We start from the raw sequence: 15,154 nt of genomic DNA, 5'->3' as shown, positions 1-15,154 counted from the left end.
CCCGTCGCCGGCAGGTGGTCATAGCGTCCTGAAGTCTCGGCTGTCGTCATCGAGTCCTCCTCGGGTTCGGTCCGCGTGGTGTCCGTCAGCCTGAGATGCTGTCCTCCGCGTGGTTGCCCAGTTTCTCGCCGAGTGCGAGGCATCCTGCCGCGACCAGGAATCCTCCGAACCCGGCGGTCGCCAGACCCGCCGCCCCGGCGAGCGCGGTGCACGACGCCTCGGCCGCCGCGCCGACCGCGGCACCGGCCGCGATGCCCCACAGCTTCCTGCCGTTGCCCTCCTGGAAGGCCATGCCCGCCTCGGCGGCCGACTTGACGTCGAGGAGCTTGCCGACGGTGTCGACGACCCAGTACGTGCCGCTCGGGTCGATGCGGTTGAGCGGGTCGCCCTCGGCGTAGAGGTAGGGGTTCTTCTCCTGCCCCGAGGGGTCGGGCTGGGTGAAGCGGCCGATCTGCGGGTCGTAGTAGCGGGCCCCGAAGTGGTAGAGGCCCGTGGGGTCCTGGTAGCCGCCCGTGAACCGGTAGGGCTGGGGGACGGTCTCCGTGGTGCCCGCCCGGCCGATCCCGGTCGGGGTGTAGCGGTAGGTGTTCACCTGCTTGCCGCTCTCGTCCACGAGGGCGGTGACGGAGCCGAGGGCGTCGGTGAGGTAGTAGTAGTTCTTCCCGCCGGTGGTGAGGGAGTTGAGGGTTCCGCCGGGTTCCCGGATGAACTCGGTGTCCTTGCCCGCGGTGGTCTGCCCGGACAGCCCGAGGGGCCCGTTGTGGAAGACGGTCGTGCCGAGGCGGACGCGCTCACTGCTGTCGGTGCTCGCGTACTGGGCGCCGTAGGTGGTGTCGCGCACGGTGAGGGACTTCAGCTGGCCGAAGTCCGTGTACTGCTCGGCGGTGCGGGTGGTCTCGGTGGTCGGGGCGGCCGCGGTCTCGTTGCCCGCCTTGTCGTAGGACCAGTTGGTGGTGATGCCGTTGCGGGCGATGAGCTGGGAGGCGTCGTCGTAGGTGTAGGCCGTGGTGCCGGGGCAGCCCGGGACGGTGCCCTGGGAGAGGAGGTTGCCGGCCGGGTCGTGGCAGTACTGCCAGGAGTTCTTGCGGCCCGACGCCTCGACCTCCTCGGCGAGGGTGGCGCGCCCCACCGAGTCGTACCCGTAACTCGTTCTGGTCCCGGAGAGGTTGTCCGTGCGGGAGCGTATCTTGACGCCGTCCAGGCTGTCGCTGCCGGCGGTGTAGGAGTAGGTGTACGTCAGGTCGCCGGTGATACGGCCGGACGGCGCGATGTGCTTGATGTTCTTCGGGCGGCCGGAGGTGTCCAGTTCCACGGCCTGGACGGTGCCGCCCGGGTAGGTCGTCCTCGTGCGGGCGTCGTTGTTGTCGTACTCGTAGGTCGTCTTCTTGTCCGTGGGCCCGGTGAGCGACGTGAGCCGGTTGGCGGCGTCCCAGGCGTAGTCGGTGACGCCGCCGGGGTCGGTGTAGGTGTCGACGTTGCCGTCGGCGGTGTAGGCCAGCACCGTCTGCGATCCGTCCTGGAGCGTGCGGACGGTCTCCCGGCCGAGCGCGTCGAAACGGTAGGTCTGGATGCCGGTTCCGTCGGTCCGGGAGGTCAGGTTGCCGTCGTCGTCATAGGTGTAGCTCACCGTGGACTGCCCGGTGGTGACCTTGGTGACGCGATCGCGGTCGTCGTAGGTGTAGGTGCTCTTCACGCCCCGCCCGTCGGTGGCGGTCGCGGTGCGCCCGAGCGCGTCGTAGGTGAACACCGCCGGGTTCTGCGGGGCGGGCGGTGTCGCCGAGACGAGGTCGCCCTTGCCGTCGTAGCGGAAGGACGTCTTCTTGTTGTTGCCGTCCGTGGCCGAGCAGGTCTGCCCCTGGAAGCCACCGCACGTGGGCGTGGCCTCGTTGTGGGTGAACGTGCGGGTGCCCCCGCCGGTGCCGGTGGTCGCGATGGTTTTCGTGTTGCCGGCCGTGTCGTAGGTGAACTCGGTCTTCTCGCCGTCGGGGCCGTTGACGCTGGAGGGGACGTCGGCGCCGGCGATCGTCTGCCAACTGCCGGTCGCGGTGGCGCCGGTGGGCAGCTTGGCCGAGGTGGGGTTGTTGCGGGTGTCCCAGCCGTAGGTGGTGACGTTGCCGCCGGGGCCGCCGTTGCCGGTGCCCATCGCGTCGGTGGCCGTCTGCACCAGGTGGTCCTTGTAGGTCTTCGACCGTTCGTGCTTCAGCCCGTCGACGGTCTTGGTGACCTCGCCGTCGGCGTTGTGGTGGTACTCGCTGGTGTGCCCCAGCGGATCGGTCACGGTGGTGACGCCGGCGTCGCGGTGACCGGCGCCCGTGTAGGAGTACGTGTACGTGGGGCCGGGGCCGCCGCCCTTCTCGGAGTAGCGGCGCAGTGAGGTGACCCGGTCCTGGGAGTCGTAGGTGAACACGGAGGACCGGGACTCCGAGGTGGTCAGCTTCACCAGTCGGCCGTCGCCGTCGTAGGCGAACGCCGTCGCCTTGCCGGCGGTGTCGACGGTCCGGGTCAGGCGGCCCGAGGTGTCCAGTTCATAGGAGGCCGAGCGGCCGCTGCTGTCCTTCGCCTGCCAGGTGCGCTCGCCGGTGCGGGTCAGGTCGATCCACCGGCCGGAGCGCGTCTCGGTCAGCTTGAAGCCGGCGGGAGCGCCGGAGGAGTTCTCGTGGCCCGTGACGGTGACGGAGCCGTTGTTGCGGTCGCTCACCTTGGTGAGCTGCCCGGCGGTGTCGTAGGTGTCCGCCAGACCGGAGGAGCGGTCGGTCAGGGTGTAGGTGCCGTCCGCGTTCTTGCGCAGGTCCTTGGAGTACCCGGCCGGAGTGGTGAAGGTCCCGTCGGCGTTCCTGCGGTACTCGACGGTGGCTCCGGTGTCGTCGTAGTGGAACACCTGGTCGCTGAACGACAGGTCCAGCCGCCGTTCGTACCCGAGCCACCACTGCGCGCCCACCTCGCCGTAGGGGGCGTCCAGGGAGTTGTAGGTGCGGGTGAGCCGGAGGCTCTGGCCGACGCCCGCGACGTCGAAGTCGGTGGCCGCCAGCATCAGGTTGCCGGTCGAGTAGTCGATCCGGCCGACCAGGGCGTCGGTGATGCGGAAGTCGCTGATCCGATGCCAGGGAACGGCCCCCTGGCCTTCGGGCACATAGCGCTCCGGTGCGGCGGCGCCCGAGCGCGAGGGCGCGGGCTCCTGTCCGCGCAGTCGTCTCTCCTCGCGCTGCTGCCAGGCCCGTTCGCCCGCGTCCGGAGCGGCCGACGCCACGGAGCGCGGGGGTTCGGTGACGCCGACGCGGACGGGCGGCGTCTTCGCGGGCGTCGATCTGCCCCAGTGGGACTCCGTGGTGGCCGTGGGTCCCTCGTGCGGAGCCGCGAGGGCGGGCGGGGCGCCGGCCGTCAGGGCGAGGGCGACGGCCAGGGAGGTCAGGGTGGTCAGGGACAAGGTGTGCCGGGCGCGGACCCGTCCACGCCGTGGTGCGGGGGCGTCGGGTAACGCCCGGGACGACTCGTTGTGCATGGTTCTCCCCCTTGTGCAGACGAGTTCGGCGGCCTGTGGACCGCCGAACGGGGCCGAGGGACACCACCCTGGCCGCATCCGCACCAGGGGCAATACCCACCGCATTCGGTTGGGCCGATAACGAGTCAATCTCCGGACGGTTATCCGTGTCGCACTGCAGGACCGCGGCGATGAATCGAGCGGAAAATACCTGGACCACCGGATTCGGAAAGGCCGGAAACCGTTGGCGGACGGCCGAGTTCCGGGCGGCACGTCCTTTGCAGGGGCCTTGTCGGATCGACTCCGGAAATCCAGCGGAATGTCTCCCTCCTCCGCTTGCCGTTGCTACGGTGATGCGGCATCGACACCGAAAGAGGAGGCGTATCGTGCGCAAGCGCTTATTCACGGCCCTGGTGGTTTCCGCCGCGTTCTCCGGCGTGCTCGCCGTGTCACCCACCGCGTCCGCGGAGCCCGATCCCTCGGGCTGCGGCAAGGGCTTCTTCTGCATCTACGCAGGTGAGGGGCAGACCGGTCAGCTCCTGGTGAAGACCGAGGGTGACTGGACGGGCAGTGTGAGCGGCCGCTCAGTGTTCAACAACGGCGTCGAGTACCCGGGCGAGGACCACATCCAGCTCACCTGGACGTACAACGGCGGGACGTACGAGGATTGCCTGCATTACAACCCCGGGCCCGGCGACTACAAATGGAACTTCACGGCCGGTGTGGTGTTCACCAAGGCCGTGTGGCGGGGCGAATGCTGACGTGAATCCGCGCGCCTCCGGCGGTTCCCGCATTTCGTCTCCCGCAGGAGAGCGCGGGACGGCTGCGCGGGATTGCCGGAGGCGCGGCGGATTCGCTGCCCGAGCATTCATGGCAGGGCGGGAGCCCGGGACGCCCGCCGCCCCGGCCGCTGAAATTTCGCGACGCCACCGCAAGGTTAGACGGGTGGCCGGTCGCGCCGGTCCTGACACATGTCAGGACCGGCTTCGACGGTTGCCGGCCATCCTGGTCCTTCCGCATGTCAGCCCGCCGTCAGGATCCGCACCCCGAGTGCCGTCAGTTGCTCGACGACCGTGTCCCCGGGGGCCGTGTCGGTGATCAGACCGGTGACCTTCTCCCAAGGCAGGACGCGGTACTGCGAGGCTGTGCCGATCTTCTCGGAGGACGCCAGGATGTAGGTGTCGGCGGCCCGGGCGGACAGGGCGCGTTTCATCGCCGCTTCCTCGGCGTCCCCGGTGGTCAGGCCCGCCTCGGGGTGTACGCCCGTGACACCGAGCAGGCAGAGGTCGGCGGAGACGTTCTGCGCGGCCTCGACCGCGGCGGCACCGCAGGTGACCGCCGAATGCTTGAAGACGCGCCCGCCCAGCAGGAAGAGCTCCGCACCGGGGTGGTCGAGGAGGGCCGCGGCGATCGTCGGACTGTGCGTGATCACGGTGCAGACGAGGTCCTTCGGCAGCGCTTCGGCGACCGCGAGGGCCGTGGTGCCTCCGTCGAGGATCAGCGAGCCGTGCGGCCGCACCAGGCCGGCGGCCACCGCGGCGACCTTTCGCTTGCCCTCCGGCGCCACCGTCTGCCGCGCGTCGTAGTCCACCACCGCCGGGGACGCGGGCAGGGCGCCCCCGTACACCCGCTGGCACAGCCCCTCGGCTGCGAGTTCCCTCAGGTCGCGCCGCACGCTGTCCTCGGAGATCCCCAGCTCGGCGGCGACGTCCTTGGCGACGATCTTCCCGGTGCGGGCGAGGAGACCGAGGAGGTGCTCGCGTCGTTCAGCGGCCAGCATGCACGTTCCTTCCTGATGTTGCCTGTTTCTGCGTGTAGTCTACCGGCCATGACCGACAAGCCGATGCTCATCCTGATCGCAGGCCCCTACCGCTCCGGCACCGACGGCGACCCGCAGGCCATGGCCGCCAACCTGGCGCGCCTCGAAGACGCGGCCTGGCCCGTCTTCGCGGCCGGCCACCTGCCGGTGATCGGCGAATGGATCGCCCTGCCCGTCCTCCGGTCCGCCGGCGCCGGTCCCACCGACCCCCTCGCCGACCAGGTGCTCTACCCGACCGCCGACCGCCTCCTGGCCCACTGCGACGCGGTGCTGCGCCTGCCCGGCGCGTCCACCGGTGCCGACCAGGACGTCGCCACGGCCCGGCGGCGCGGCCTGCCCGTCTACCACGACGTGGCCGAGATACCCCGCCGCACCCCGCAGGAGGCCGCGTGACGAGCCGCCCGGGCATCGACACACCCGACCACCGCGGACGCACCCACCTCGACCGGGCCGGACGCGGTCTCGACCGCAACCCCGGCGTCGTGGTCCGCGACGTCGAGCTCACGTCCCAGGGCTGGCACGTGCTGCGCCGCACCACCTTCGACTACCGCCGGCGCGACGGACGGTGGGAGACGCAGCAGCGCGAGACCTACGACCGGGGCAACGGCGCCGTCGTCCTGCCCTACGACCCGGACCGCGGATGCGTACTGCTCACCCGGCAGTTCCGGTACCCGGCCTATGTGAACGACCACCCCGACGGCATGCTCGTCGAGGCCGCGGCGGGCCTGCTCGACGGGGACGACCCGCGCACGGCCATCCGACGCGAGAGCGCCGAGGAACTCGGCGTCACCCTCGGCCCCGTCACCCACGTCCTCGACGCCTACATGAGCCCGGGCTCCGTCACCGAACGCCTGCACTTCTTCACCGCTCCGTACCGGCCCGCGGACCGGACCGGGAGCGGCGGCGGGCTGGAGGAGGACGGCGAGGACATCGAGGTGCTGGAGCTCCCGTTCGCCGAGGCCCTCGCCATGACCCGGGACGGACGCATCGTCGACGGCAAGACCATCCTCATCCTGCACTGGGCGGCGCTGAGCGGACCTTTCGCGGGGTGAGCGGCAGTCACGGCGCGGTGCTCGTGCGCAGTTGCCACGTGTCGATGGCCTGGTCGGGCTCCATGCCCAGGTGCTCGTAGAGCGCGAGGGCGCCGGTCGCGTTCTCGGTGTCCACCCCGAGGCCCACGGTGTCCCTGCCGCGTACGGCGAACGCGGCGAACGCGGTGCGCAGGAGGTGCGCACCGACGCCGCGGCCGCGCGCGTCCTGGAGGACTCCGAGGTGCCGGACCCACCCCATCGTCAGGCGGTTGTCGTGGGCGGCGAGGGCGCCCACCGTGCCGCTTCCCGCCACGTCCGCGAGCCACACCAGCGACGGATCGGCCTCGGTGGTCGGCGTGGCCAGTCCTTCGCGCCACTGCTCGAAACCCACGGGGTGATGGCTGAAGTGGTCGACGAAGGCCTTCTCGACGAGGTCGTGAGCGAGCCGCAGGTCCGCTTCGGACGCGCAGGGGCGTACGGACACCCCCGGCGGCGGGGTCGGCGGGGTGTCGGTGTCCGCGGCGACGGGCTTGGTGAGCACGTGGTACCGGCGCACCGGCTCCCAGCCCCGGTCCCGCAACAAGGTGGCGTCGAGCGTCGAGGGGTCCCTGAGGTAGAGGTGGCACACCGCTTCGGGCCGGCCGTTGGCGCGGGCGATGGCCGCAGCGCGGGCGGCCATCAGGTCGAGCAGGGCGGCCCCCGCCTCGTGGTGCCCGGGCAGCGAGTAGTGATCGGCGTCGATGTGCCCGGTCCCGTGGCTGTCGCAGACCAGCGCGTAGCCGGCCAACGCCCCGTCCTCGTCGAAGGCGAGCCAGGTGTCCGTCTCGGGCCGGGTGCCCGACAGCGTCATGTCGCGGACGACCTCGGCCACTTCGGTCCCCGGTTCGCCGGTCTCGATGACGTCGATCGTGTTGATCAGTTCGCATATCCCGGCGGCGTCCTCGACCGTGGCCGGCCGTACGGTGACGCGCGAGGTGGCGGAGCGCTGTGGCATGACGGTCAGTGTGTGCGGCGGTGGTCAGGGGTGCAACGGCTTTTCCGCGAGCCGGATCGCGGCCCCGCGGGACGGGGGGAGGGCCTGCCGGTTCAGCCGTTCAGGACGCCGCCGGCCTCGGAGACCGGGACCGTGTCCGCGGCCGGCGGGACCTTCACGCGGATCGGCTCACCGATGTCCGACAGGGTCATGGTGTGCTGGACCTGTGCGCCGGACAGGTTCACGCTCATCCGGGTCCTCGCCGGCCGTCCGCGGCCGTCGACCCACACGTCGGCGAAGACGGGGATGTCACTGCCCAGGGCGTCCCGCACCTGGTTGATCTTCGTGCGCACCTCGGGGGCCATGCGCAGGGTGACGGTCCGGTGGTCGAGGATCCCGCGGTAGTGCACGGTGGGCACGCCCCGGACCTTCTCCTCGCCCTCGCGGGAGATGTCGCGCAGGGCGGCGATCTGCCGCAGGACGTGCTCCGGGTCGTTGAGCGGGGCGCGCAGCAGGTAGTGGGCCTCCGCCTTGTCGCGGGGCAGGACTCCCCAGGTGCCCTTCTCCATGCCCGCGGCGCCGCTGACGTAGATCTGCCCGTCGGCGAAGACCTGGTCGCTGTGGTCGATGGCGCCGCCGGGGAGGTCGACCGCCAACTGGCCCTTGCCGGCCGCGAAGTCGAAGCCGCCCGTGACGGTGAGGTCGTACATCTTGCCCTCGCCCTCCAGCCTGACCTCCTGGCGGACCGCGGCGCTGGTCCCGCGGAGACGCGCGACGGCCTCCCGTACGGCGGAGCGGGGGTCCGACGCGGCGCGGGAGGCCGGTGTCGACGCCGGTGCCTCGCGGTCCTCGGCATCGGCCGTCGCACATCCGGCGCACAGCAGCACGGCAGCGGCGACGAGCAGGATAGGGCGGCGCATGGGGTCTCCGAGGTCCGGGCGAGCACGCGGCCCCGGTGGCACCGTCTCGCGCCGCGATCATACGGATGTCGCGCACAGCAGTGCGCATCGGGAACGGTGCCGCCCTCAGGGCACTGAGCAGGGGCGGGGAGCAGGCGGAACGACGGGACGGCGGTGCCGGGTCGCGGTGACCCGGCACCGAGGTGCGGCTGTGCGCGAGGGTCAGGGTGTGCGCAGGGCCACCGCCGCGCAGTGGCCCACCGGCACCGCGACGTCCGCCAGGGACCAGCCGGGCACGGAGGCCGGCCGGGGGCCCGAGCCGACGTAGTCGGCCGAGGGGTCGGCGGACAGGCCCACGCCCAGCCCTTTCAGGTAGGCCTCCTTGCGGGTCCACACCCGGGTGAAGGCCGCCGGCCGCTCGGTGGCGGGGAGGCGGGAGAGTTCCGCCGCCTCCCGTGGATGCAGCACGTCGGCGGTCTCCAGGATCGTCGCCGGCGCCACCAGTTCCTCCACGTCCACCCCGACCGGGGCGGTGGCGAACGCCAGGAGGCTCAGGCCGGTGCAGTGCGAGAGCGAGAAGTGCAGGGTGTCGCCGGGCAGGACGGGTCTGCCGTGGGGTTCGTCGCAGTGCCGGCACGGCGCCCGCTCGATGACGACCTCACCCGGCGCGATGTCGAGGTAGAGGCCGAGGAGACGGCGCAGCGCCACGTGTGCGCAGACGTAGGAGTCGCGGTCGGCGGTCCGGACGAACTCGGCGGCTCGCGCGAGTTCCTGGTCGTCGAGGACGGTCGGTGCCCGGCGCTCGGCGTGGGTGCGGTACTCGCTGGTGTCCACCAGCCACACCTCCGGGCCCGGGGACGGGTGGGGTGTGCCGTCCGGTCCACCGCCGGGGTCGGGGGCGGAGCCGGTCAGCCGCCGGGGCAGCAGCAGACGGGGAACGGTCAGGACGGTCATGGCCCTCCTTCAGGCGGCGGCCGGGACGGGCGTCTCGGCGGGCTTCTGCGCGGCTTCCCGGGGCTGGGCCGGGTGGCGCAGGGCGAGGACGGCGGCCAGCGGGGAGACGAAGGCGATCGTGCCGCACAGCAGCCAGGTGGCCTGCACGCCCAGCACGAGCGACAGGCTGCTGAAGACGGCGATGGAGATGGGGGCGGTGCCGATGCCGGCGAGCGCGAGCGTGGACATCGCCGCGCCCATCCGCTCCTCGGGAGCCGCCTCCTGGTAGAGCGTCACGATGGCGGGGCCGTTGAGGCCGGACAGCAGGCCGACGGCGGCGGCGACGGCCGTGAGCGACACCACCGACGGCATCAGCGCCATGACCAGGATGCCCGCGGCCAGACCCGCGCCGGTGACGACCAGGCGGACGTACATCGGGATGCGGTGGGCCAGCACGGCGCCCAGTGCGCTGGACCCGAGGGCGCCGACGCTGAACGCGGCGAGCACCACGCCGACGGCACTGACGCCCCAGCCCCGCTGGGACACCAGCAGCGGCAGGGCGACCTCCGCGGGCCAGCTGAAGGCCATGTCCAGGGACAGGGAGGCGAGGAACATCCAGCGCAGGCGGGGGTGGCCGGCCAGCAGCCGGAAGCCGTCACCGGAGCGCTTGATCAGTGAGGCGCCGGGTTCCGGCTCGGGCCGGCGGAAGCCGTGGGTGACGTGCAGCAGGCAGGCCAGCCAGATCGCGCCCGTGACCGCACCGGCGGCCAGCGCCAGCCACAGTTCCCCCACCGAGATGAGGAACGCGCCGGTGGGGGCGCCGAGGATGGGGGCCACCCGCAGCACCATGGCGTACAGGGAGTTGGCGCGGGCCAGCTGGTCGCCGCGCGCCAGCATGGGCAGCAGGACGCCGGAGGCGGGTCCGGCCAGGCCCAGCAGGACGCCCTCGATCAGGGCGATCACCACCAGCGGCCAGAGGGACTCGGTGGTCGCGGTGATCACGGCGCCGGCCGCCAGCAGCGCCACGCGGGCCGTGGTGGTGCGCAGCAGCACGAAGCGCGGGCCGAGGGTGTCGGCGACGGCCCCGCCGAAGATGAGCATGAGGGCGCGCGGCACGGTCGCGGCGAGCATCAGCAGGGTGACGGCACCGGTGCCCCCGAGCTGGACGGCCGTCCAGTTCATGGCGATGAGCAGGGCGAAACTGCCGAGCTGGACGGCGGCTTGACCGCCGACGAGGGAGCCGACCCGGCCCCAGGGGACCGGGTGCTGTGCGGTGGTGTCCATGGAGGTACCTGTTCTGTGCGAGGGAGAGGGGTGGGCCGGGGTCAGGGCCGGCGGGCGGCCAGGGCGTGGCGCACGGCCCGGTGGGCGGCGTGGGCCGCTTCGGTGTCCCGGGGTGCGCGGCCGTACGTGCGCAGTTCCAGGTGCCCTCCGAGGTGGGCGAGCCCGGCTTCGCGCAGGGCACGGGTGGCGGCCGTGCCGGCGGTCCCGGCGCCGGGGCCGGGCCGGACGCTGACGCCGGGCGTCCCGTCGGTGCCGGTGAGCCGGAACCGGGCCCGGACCAGCCCGCGAGCGGAGCGGGGACGGTCCGCCACGGCCGGGCCGGGCCGGCCGCGGGCCGGATCCGTGCGGGGTCGTGCCGGTCCCGGGCCCGAGGCGGGACGTTCGCCGGGTCGCCGCCGCACCCCAGGCGGTTCCGCCGACGCCCCGCGGGCGGACCGGCTCACGGCTGGTCCCCGGCCGTCACGGCAGGCACCCGGTCCGGGGCCGGGACCGGACCCGCGGCCGGGTCCCACAGGTCCTCCGGCGCCAGGTCGCCGACCCGGTACTTGCCCAGCGCGCTGACCAGCAGGCGCAGTTCCAGTGCCAGGGCGTCGACGAGGCGGACCAGGCCCTCGTCCGGATCCTCGTCCACGGCGAGCAGTGCCGCCCGGCCGAGGCCGACCGCACGGGCGCCCAGCGCGAGGGCCCGCACGGCCCGGCCGCCCTCCCAGATCCTGCCGGTGGCCAGCAGGTCCCCGGCGGGCGTGCCGATGCGCCGCAGGCACTCGCCGAGCGGCAGGCCGACCGCGTCGAGGAAGACCCGGGGCGCCCAGCCGGTACCGCCCTCCGCACCGTCCACGGTGACGGCGTCGGCACCGGCCGCCCAGGCGGTGGCGGCGGCCCGGGCCACGTCACGGCCGGGGTGGAACTTCACCCAGGTGCGGGCGAGGGGGAAGTTGTTCCGCATGAACCGCAGTTGCTGGCGGACGATCTCCTCGGTGAAGGTGCCGGGGGTGGCGCAGCGCAGCCGCCGGGCGGGATCGCCCAGCACGTCCTGGACCGTGAACTGCCCGGCCAGCCGCTCCCCTTCGGCGGCGTCGACCACGGTCATGCCGCCGAGGCCCGGCTTGGCGCCCTGGCCTGCCTTCAGTTCGAAGCCGAGCCGGCCGGAGTCGCGCAGGGCCCGGGTGCCGGGGTCGCTGTAGAGGAGGTTCCACACCTCCGAGTCGGCGTCCTCGGTGGACTGCTGCACCACCACCCCGCCGACGCCGTCGGCCGCGGTCTCCGCGTAGACGGCGATGCGCTCCAGCAGGGCCGAACGCACCCGCCCGGCGTCGCCGCCGCGCCGGTAGCCGTGCACCGGCACCATGTTCTCGCCGATCACCAGGGGGATGCCGAGGCGTGCGGCCTGCCGGGTCGCGGCCAGGGCGAGGTCGCCGCTGCCGGCCCGGGTGGAGCCGAACGCGGAGAGGTACAGCGGCAGCCGGGTGGCGAACCCGCCGGTGCGGCCGGACAGGTCGACGTCCTCGTGGGAGGGTTCCCGGCCGAGGTCGATCAGCTTCTCCAGCCGCCGGGGCATGAACACCGGTGGGGCGACGCGCAGTCGGTCGAGGTCGTCGGGAGGCTCGGCGGCCGTGGCCCCGAAGAGGGCGCCGCCGTACTCCTCGGCCGCGGGGAAGACGTCGGCGGTGCCGGTCCGGGCCCTCGCGCGTACGCGGCCCTCCGGGAACCCGGTCGCGTGCAGGCCGTTCACGGCGCGATCACCCCCGGCAGCTTCGGGTAGGCGCTGACCTGCCACAGGGAGTCGAGCCCGGTCAGGAAGCGGACCAGTCGCTGCAGTCCCATGCCGAAGCCGGCGCTGGGGCGGATGCCCTCGCGGGCCAGCTGGAGGTACCAGGCGTACTTGGCGGGGTTCTCGCCGCTCTCGCGCATCCGCGTCACGATCGTCGCGTAGTCGGACTCGCGTTCGCTGCCGCTGGCCAGTTCCCCGTAGCCGCCGTGGGCGAGCAGGTCGAAGTTGCGCAGCACGCCGGGGCGTTCGGGGTCCTCGCGGTCGTAGAAGCCGCGTGAGCCCTTCGGGTAGTCGTCGACGAAGAACGGGCGGTCGGCCTCCAGGGACAGCAACCGCTCGCCGGTCCAGTCGATCTCGGCGTCGGGGCTCTGCGGATGGCCGGCGGCCACGAGCCGGGCGACGGCCTCGTCGTGGGTGCGGGTGTCGAACTTGCCCGACCGCAGTTCCGCGAAGTCGAGTTCGTCGCGGCCCAGTTCGCGCAGCACGTCGGGGACGGCCGTCCACACGTGGTCGACGACGTGGGTGAGCAGTCCGGCGGCGATGTCCTGGGCGTCCTTGCGGGTGCCGTCGGCGAGTTCGACGTCGATCTGGTGGAACTCGACGAGGTGACGGCCGGTGCCGGCGGTCTCCGGGGGTTCCACGCGCACGTTGGGTGCGACGTAGAACAGGCGCGGGAAGCCCTTCAGGGAGGCCTGCTTGTAGAGGATGGCGCTGGTCATCAGCTTGTAGGGCTGTCCGTAGTAGTCGACGTCGAGTGCCTTGGCGCCCCGGCCGCCGGGGTCGGTGACCGGTCCCACCAGCGGCGGCAGCAGCTCGACGAAGCCCTCGCCGCGCAGGAACGCGCGGGCGGCGTACAGGGCTTCCTGCTGGACGAGCATCGCCGAGCGCAGTCGCGGCGAGGCCAGGTGCTCGCCCAGCGCGGGCGGGGTGGTGGCGTCCATGTCGTCTCCAGGTCGTGACGGGGGTGGGGTTCGGGGTGCGGGCGTGGCGGGGCGGGCCGGCGGGGCGGGGGGTCGGGGCGTCGCGCCTGCCGCCGGCGGGCCGGGGCGGTCGTAGCGGTCGGCCAGGGTGTGCAGGGCTCGCAGCAGGCCGGTGGAGGTCATGGGGCCGCTCGCGCCGGGCGCGGCGTAGGGCACGGCGGGCATCCGCCCCACGGCGGACCAGCGGAGCGTCCCGTCGGGGGCGAGGAAGCTGCGGCTGCGGCCCGCGTTGTCCGGGTGCAGGCAGTAGGGGACGTCGAGCACCCCGCGTGCGAACGCGGTGCGCAGCGCGCGTCCCGGGTCGTCGGAGAGCTCCAGGACGGCCTCCACGAAGCTGCGCGCCTCCCGGTAGACGGCCCCGTCCGCCGGGGCGCCGGTGCCGTCCCGTTCGGCCAGGGCGGCCGCGGCCGCCGCGGTCTCCAGTGCCCGTACGTTCTCCCCGACGGTCGGGATGCGGTGCGCCTCGGCGGCCGTCTTGACGATGAGGCGCGCGGCACCGGACCGGACGGCGAGGTGGGCGGCGTCCTCCAGGAGCCGGGTCGCCCCGCGCTCGGTGCGGGGGAAGACGCCCATGTAGGCGTAGAGGACGACGTGCCGGTCCACGTCGGCGGGCAGGAACTCCTCGGCGAGGCGGCGCAGCGCGCGGACCGCCTCCACGTCCTGCGCCTGGTCGGTCTGTTGCGCGTAGCTCAGGGAGATGCTGCGGATGCCGTGGCGGACGAAGAAGAGTCCTTCCAGGAGGCTGAGCGCGACGAGCAGTCCGGGCGGGCACAGCTGTCCGAGCATGCAGCCGCCGAAGCTCTCCACGTGGGCGGTGCGGCGGTCGGGGACCAGGGTGGCCAGCAGTTCGCAGGAGCGGGCCCAGTTGTCCACGGACTCGGCGAGCGGGGTGCGGCCGTAGGGCAGGCAGTAGGAGACGGGGCCGCCCTCGGTGGCGTCCAGGCCGGCCGCGGTGAGCGCGCGGATGATGGGTTCGGGCCGGGAGGAGCCGTGCCGGACCTGGACCGGGAAGCCGGGGGCGCGGAGGGAGTCCAGCAGGTCGCGGGTGAGGGCCGGGGGGTGGGTGGCGATGGGGTAGCCGTTGAGCGGGGTGCCCTCGGCGAGCGCGGCCCGGGCGGCGGCGAGGTCGCCGGTGCGTGTGTAGCTGTCGATGGTGAGGGTGCCGACGGTGGTGGCGACGGCGGAGCGGGTGCGCCGCAGGCCCTCGCGCATCCGTCGCGGGTCGCTGAAGCCCATGCGCGGCTGGACGACGAGACGGCCGGCGGCGGCCGCGGCGGCGACGTACTCCCCGAAGGACGCGGTGCGCTCCTGTGCCGCGTCGAGCAGCCCGCCGGTGTGGGCCTCGGCATCCCGGCCGGCCGCGCCCGCGGTGCGGGCCGGGTGCGGGGCGGGGAGCGTCGCGATGGTGTTCACGCGGCGGCCCGCCCGGCGAAGGTCTCGTCCAGCCAGGTGCGCAGGGCGGCGGTGTCGCCGTCGTCGAAGACGGCCGCGCAGCCGGCCCGCAGCAGCCTGGCGCGCTGCTCGGGGTCGGCGCGGCCGGCGACGCCGAGCTTGCCGCCGAGGACGACGGGCGGGTGCGGCCCGGCGGCGCGCAGGGCCCGCAGGGCGTTCAGCCCGTCGCGGTACCCGTGGCCGTTCACGCTGCTGATGACCACCAGGTCGGGCCGCTCGGCCGCGCAGGCCCCGGCCAGCAGTTCGCCGCCGACGCACGGGCCGAGGTTGCGCACCCGGTGCCCGCACTCCTCCAGGAGCAGCTGGAGATAGACGAGGTTCCAGGTGTGGGAATCCGAGGCCGTGCCGGTCAGCAGGGTGTTCACATTCCGTCGTCGCATGCTCAGAAATATAGGAGAACAAGGCTTTCCGGAGAGGCAGTTGCGGCGGCAGGATCACGGGAAGAACGGCTTTTCCGTCAGCCGCGGGAAAAGACCGCCGGCGGCGCGGGGGCGAAAAGGGCCGCGCCCCGTGCATGCACGGGGCGCGGCCGGT

Annotated in this window: 13 protein-coding genes; 3 read left to right on the top strand and 10 right to left on the bottom strand. The window is 73.2% G+C overall.

Translation table 11 applies throughout. The features are described 5' to 3' along the window. Positions 1-85 precede the first annotated feature (85 nt). Positions 86-3,499, bottom strand: a complete 3,414-nt coding sequence (locus ACZ6ZN_RS18625) for an RHS repeat-associated core domain-containing protein (RefSeq protein ID WP_469647502.1) — start codon at positions 3,497-3,499, stop codon at positions 86-88. A 365-nt stretch (positions 3,500-3,864) separates the two neighbouring features. On the opposite strand from ACZ6ZN_RS18625, the gene ACZ6ZN_RS18620 reads away from it, so the two are divergent. Further along, entirely contained in the window at positions 3,865-4,239 is a 375-nt protein-coding gene (locus ACZ6ZN_RS18620; RefSeq protein ID WP_398107959.1) for a hypothetical protein, read from the top strand. A gap of 260 nt (positions 4,240-4,499) precedes the next feature. Here ACZ6ZN_RS18620 and ACZ6ZN_RS18615 read toward each other — a convergent pair whose 3' ends face one another. Next, a complete protein-coding gene (locus tag ACZ6ZN_RS18615) occupies positions 4,500-5,258 on the bottom strand; it encodes a DeoR/GlpR family DNA-binding transcription regulator (RefSeq protein WP_469647499.1) in 759 nt (252 codons plus the stop codon). 48 nt (positions 5,259-5,306) lie between these two features. Here ACZ6ZN_RS18615 and ACZ6ZN_RS18610 point away from each other — a divergent pair, with 48 nt between their 5' ends. Further along, on the top strand, positions 5,307-5,690 hold the full coding sequence (locus ACZ6ZN_RS18610; RefSeq protein WP_451877910.1) for a DUF4406 domain-containing protein: 384 nt from the start codon (positions 5,307-5,309) through the stop codon (positions 5,688-5,690). After that, positions 5,687-6,349, top strand: a complete 663-nt coding sequence (locus ACZ6ZN_RS18605) for an NUDIX domain-containing protein (protein WP_451877909.1) — start codon at positions 5,687-5,689, stop codon at positions 6,347-6,349. Before ACZ6ZN_RS18610 ends, ACZ6ZN_RS18605 begins: the two co-directional genes overlap by 4 nt. Before the next feature lie 7 nt (positions 6,350-6,356). Here ACZ6ZN_RS18605 and ACZ6ZN_RS18600 read toward each other — a convergent pair whose 3' ends face one another. From ACZ6ZN_RS18600 to ACZ6ZN_RS18565, 8 genes are all read right to left on the bottom strand, one after another. Continuing rightward, a complete protein-coding gene (locus ACZ6ZN_RS18600) occupies positions 6,357-7,322 on the bottom strand; it encodes a GNAT family N-acetyltransferase (RefSeq protein ID WP_469647496.1) in 966 nt (321 codons plus the stop codon). A gap of 92 nt (positions 7,323-7,414) precedes the next feature. Further along, a complete protein-coding gene (locus tag ACZ6ZN_RS18595; protein WP_469647494.1) occupies positions 7,415-8,221 on the bottom strand; it encodes an SCO4651 family lipoprotein in 807 nt (268 codons plus the stop codon). 201 nt (positions 8,222-8,422) lie between these two features. Beyond that, positions 8,423-9,154, bottom strand: a complete 732-nt coding sequence (locus ACZ6ZN_RS18590; protein WP_469647491.1) for a 4'-phosphopantetheinyl transferase family protein — start codon at positions 9,152-9,154, stop codon at positions 8,423-8,425. Positions 9,155-9,163: 9 nt separating this feature from the next. Further along, positions 9,164-10,417 carry an MFS transporter gene (locus tag ACZ6ZN_RS18585; RefSeq protein ID WP_469647489.1) on the bottom strand — a complete coding sequence of 418 codons (1,254 nt, stop codon included), beginning with the start codon at positions 10,415-10,417 and terminating at the stop codon, positions 9,164-9,166. A 41-nt stretch (positions 10,418-10,458) separates the two neighbouring features. Next, positions 10,459-10,728 (bottom strand): hypothetical protein, encoded by a 270-nt coding sequence (locus ACZ6ZN_RS18580; protein ID WP_451877905.1) that lies wholly within the window; start codon positions 10,726-10,728, stop codon positions 10,459-10,461. A gap of 128 nt (positions 10,729-10,856) precedes the next feature. Then, entirely contained in the window at positions 10,857-12,149 is a 1,293-nt protein-coding gene (locus ACZ6ZN_RS18575; protein WP_469647486.1) for a glutamate synthase-related protein, read from the bottom strand. Continuing rightward, on the bottom strand, positions 12,146-14,581 hold the full coding sequence (locus tag ACZ6ZN_RS18570; RefSeq protein WP_469647484.1) for an amino acid--tRNA ligase-related protein: 2,436 nt from the start codon (positions 14,579-14,581) through the stop codon (positions 12,146-12,148). Before ACZ6ZN_RS18570 ends, ACZ6ZN_RS18575 begins: the two co-directional genes overlap by 4 nt. Then, positions 14,578-15,000: a cobalamin B12-binding domain-containing protein gene (locus ACZ6ZN_RS18565; protein WP_398107970.1), complete on the bottom strand. Its 423-nt coding sequence runs from the start codon at positions 14,998-15,000 to the stop codon at positions 14,578-14,580. Before ACZ6ZN_RS18565 ends, ACZ6ZN_RS18570 begins: the two co-directional genes overlap by 4 nt. Between the last annotated feature and the right edge of the window lie 154 nt (positions 15,001-15,154).

The organism is Streptomyces sp. NPDC053665, assembly GCF_055585285.1.
This window is presented reverse-complemented; position numbering and strand designations above follow the sequence as displayed.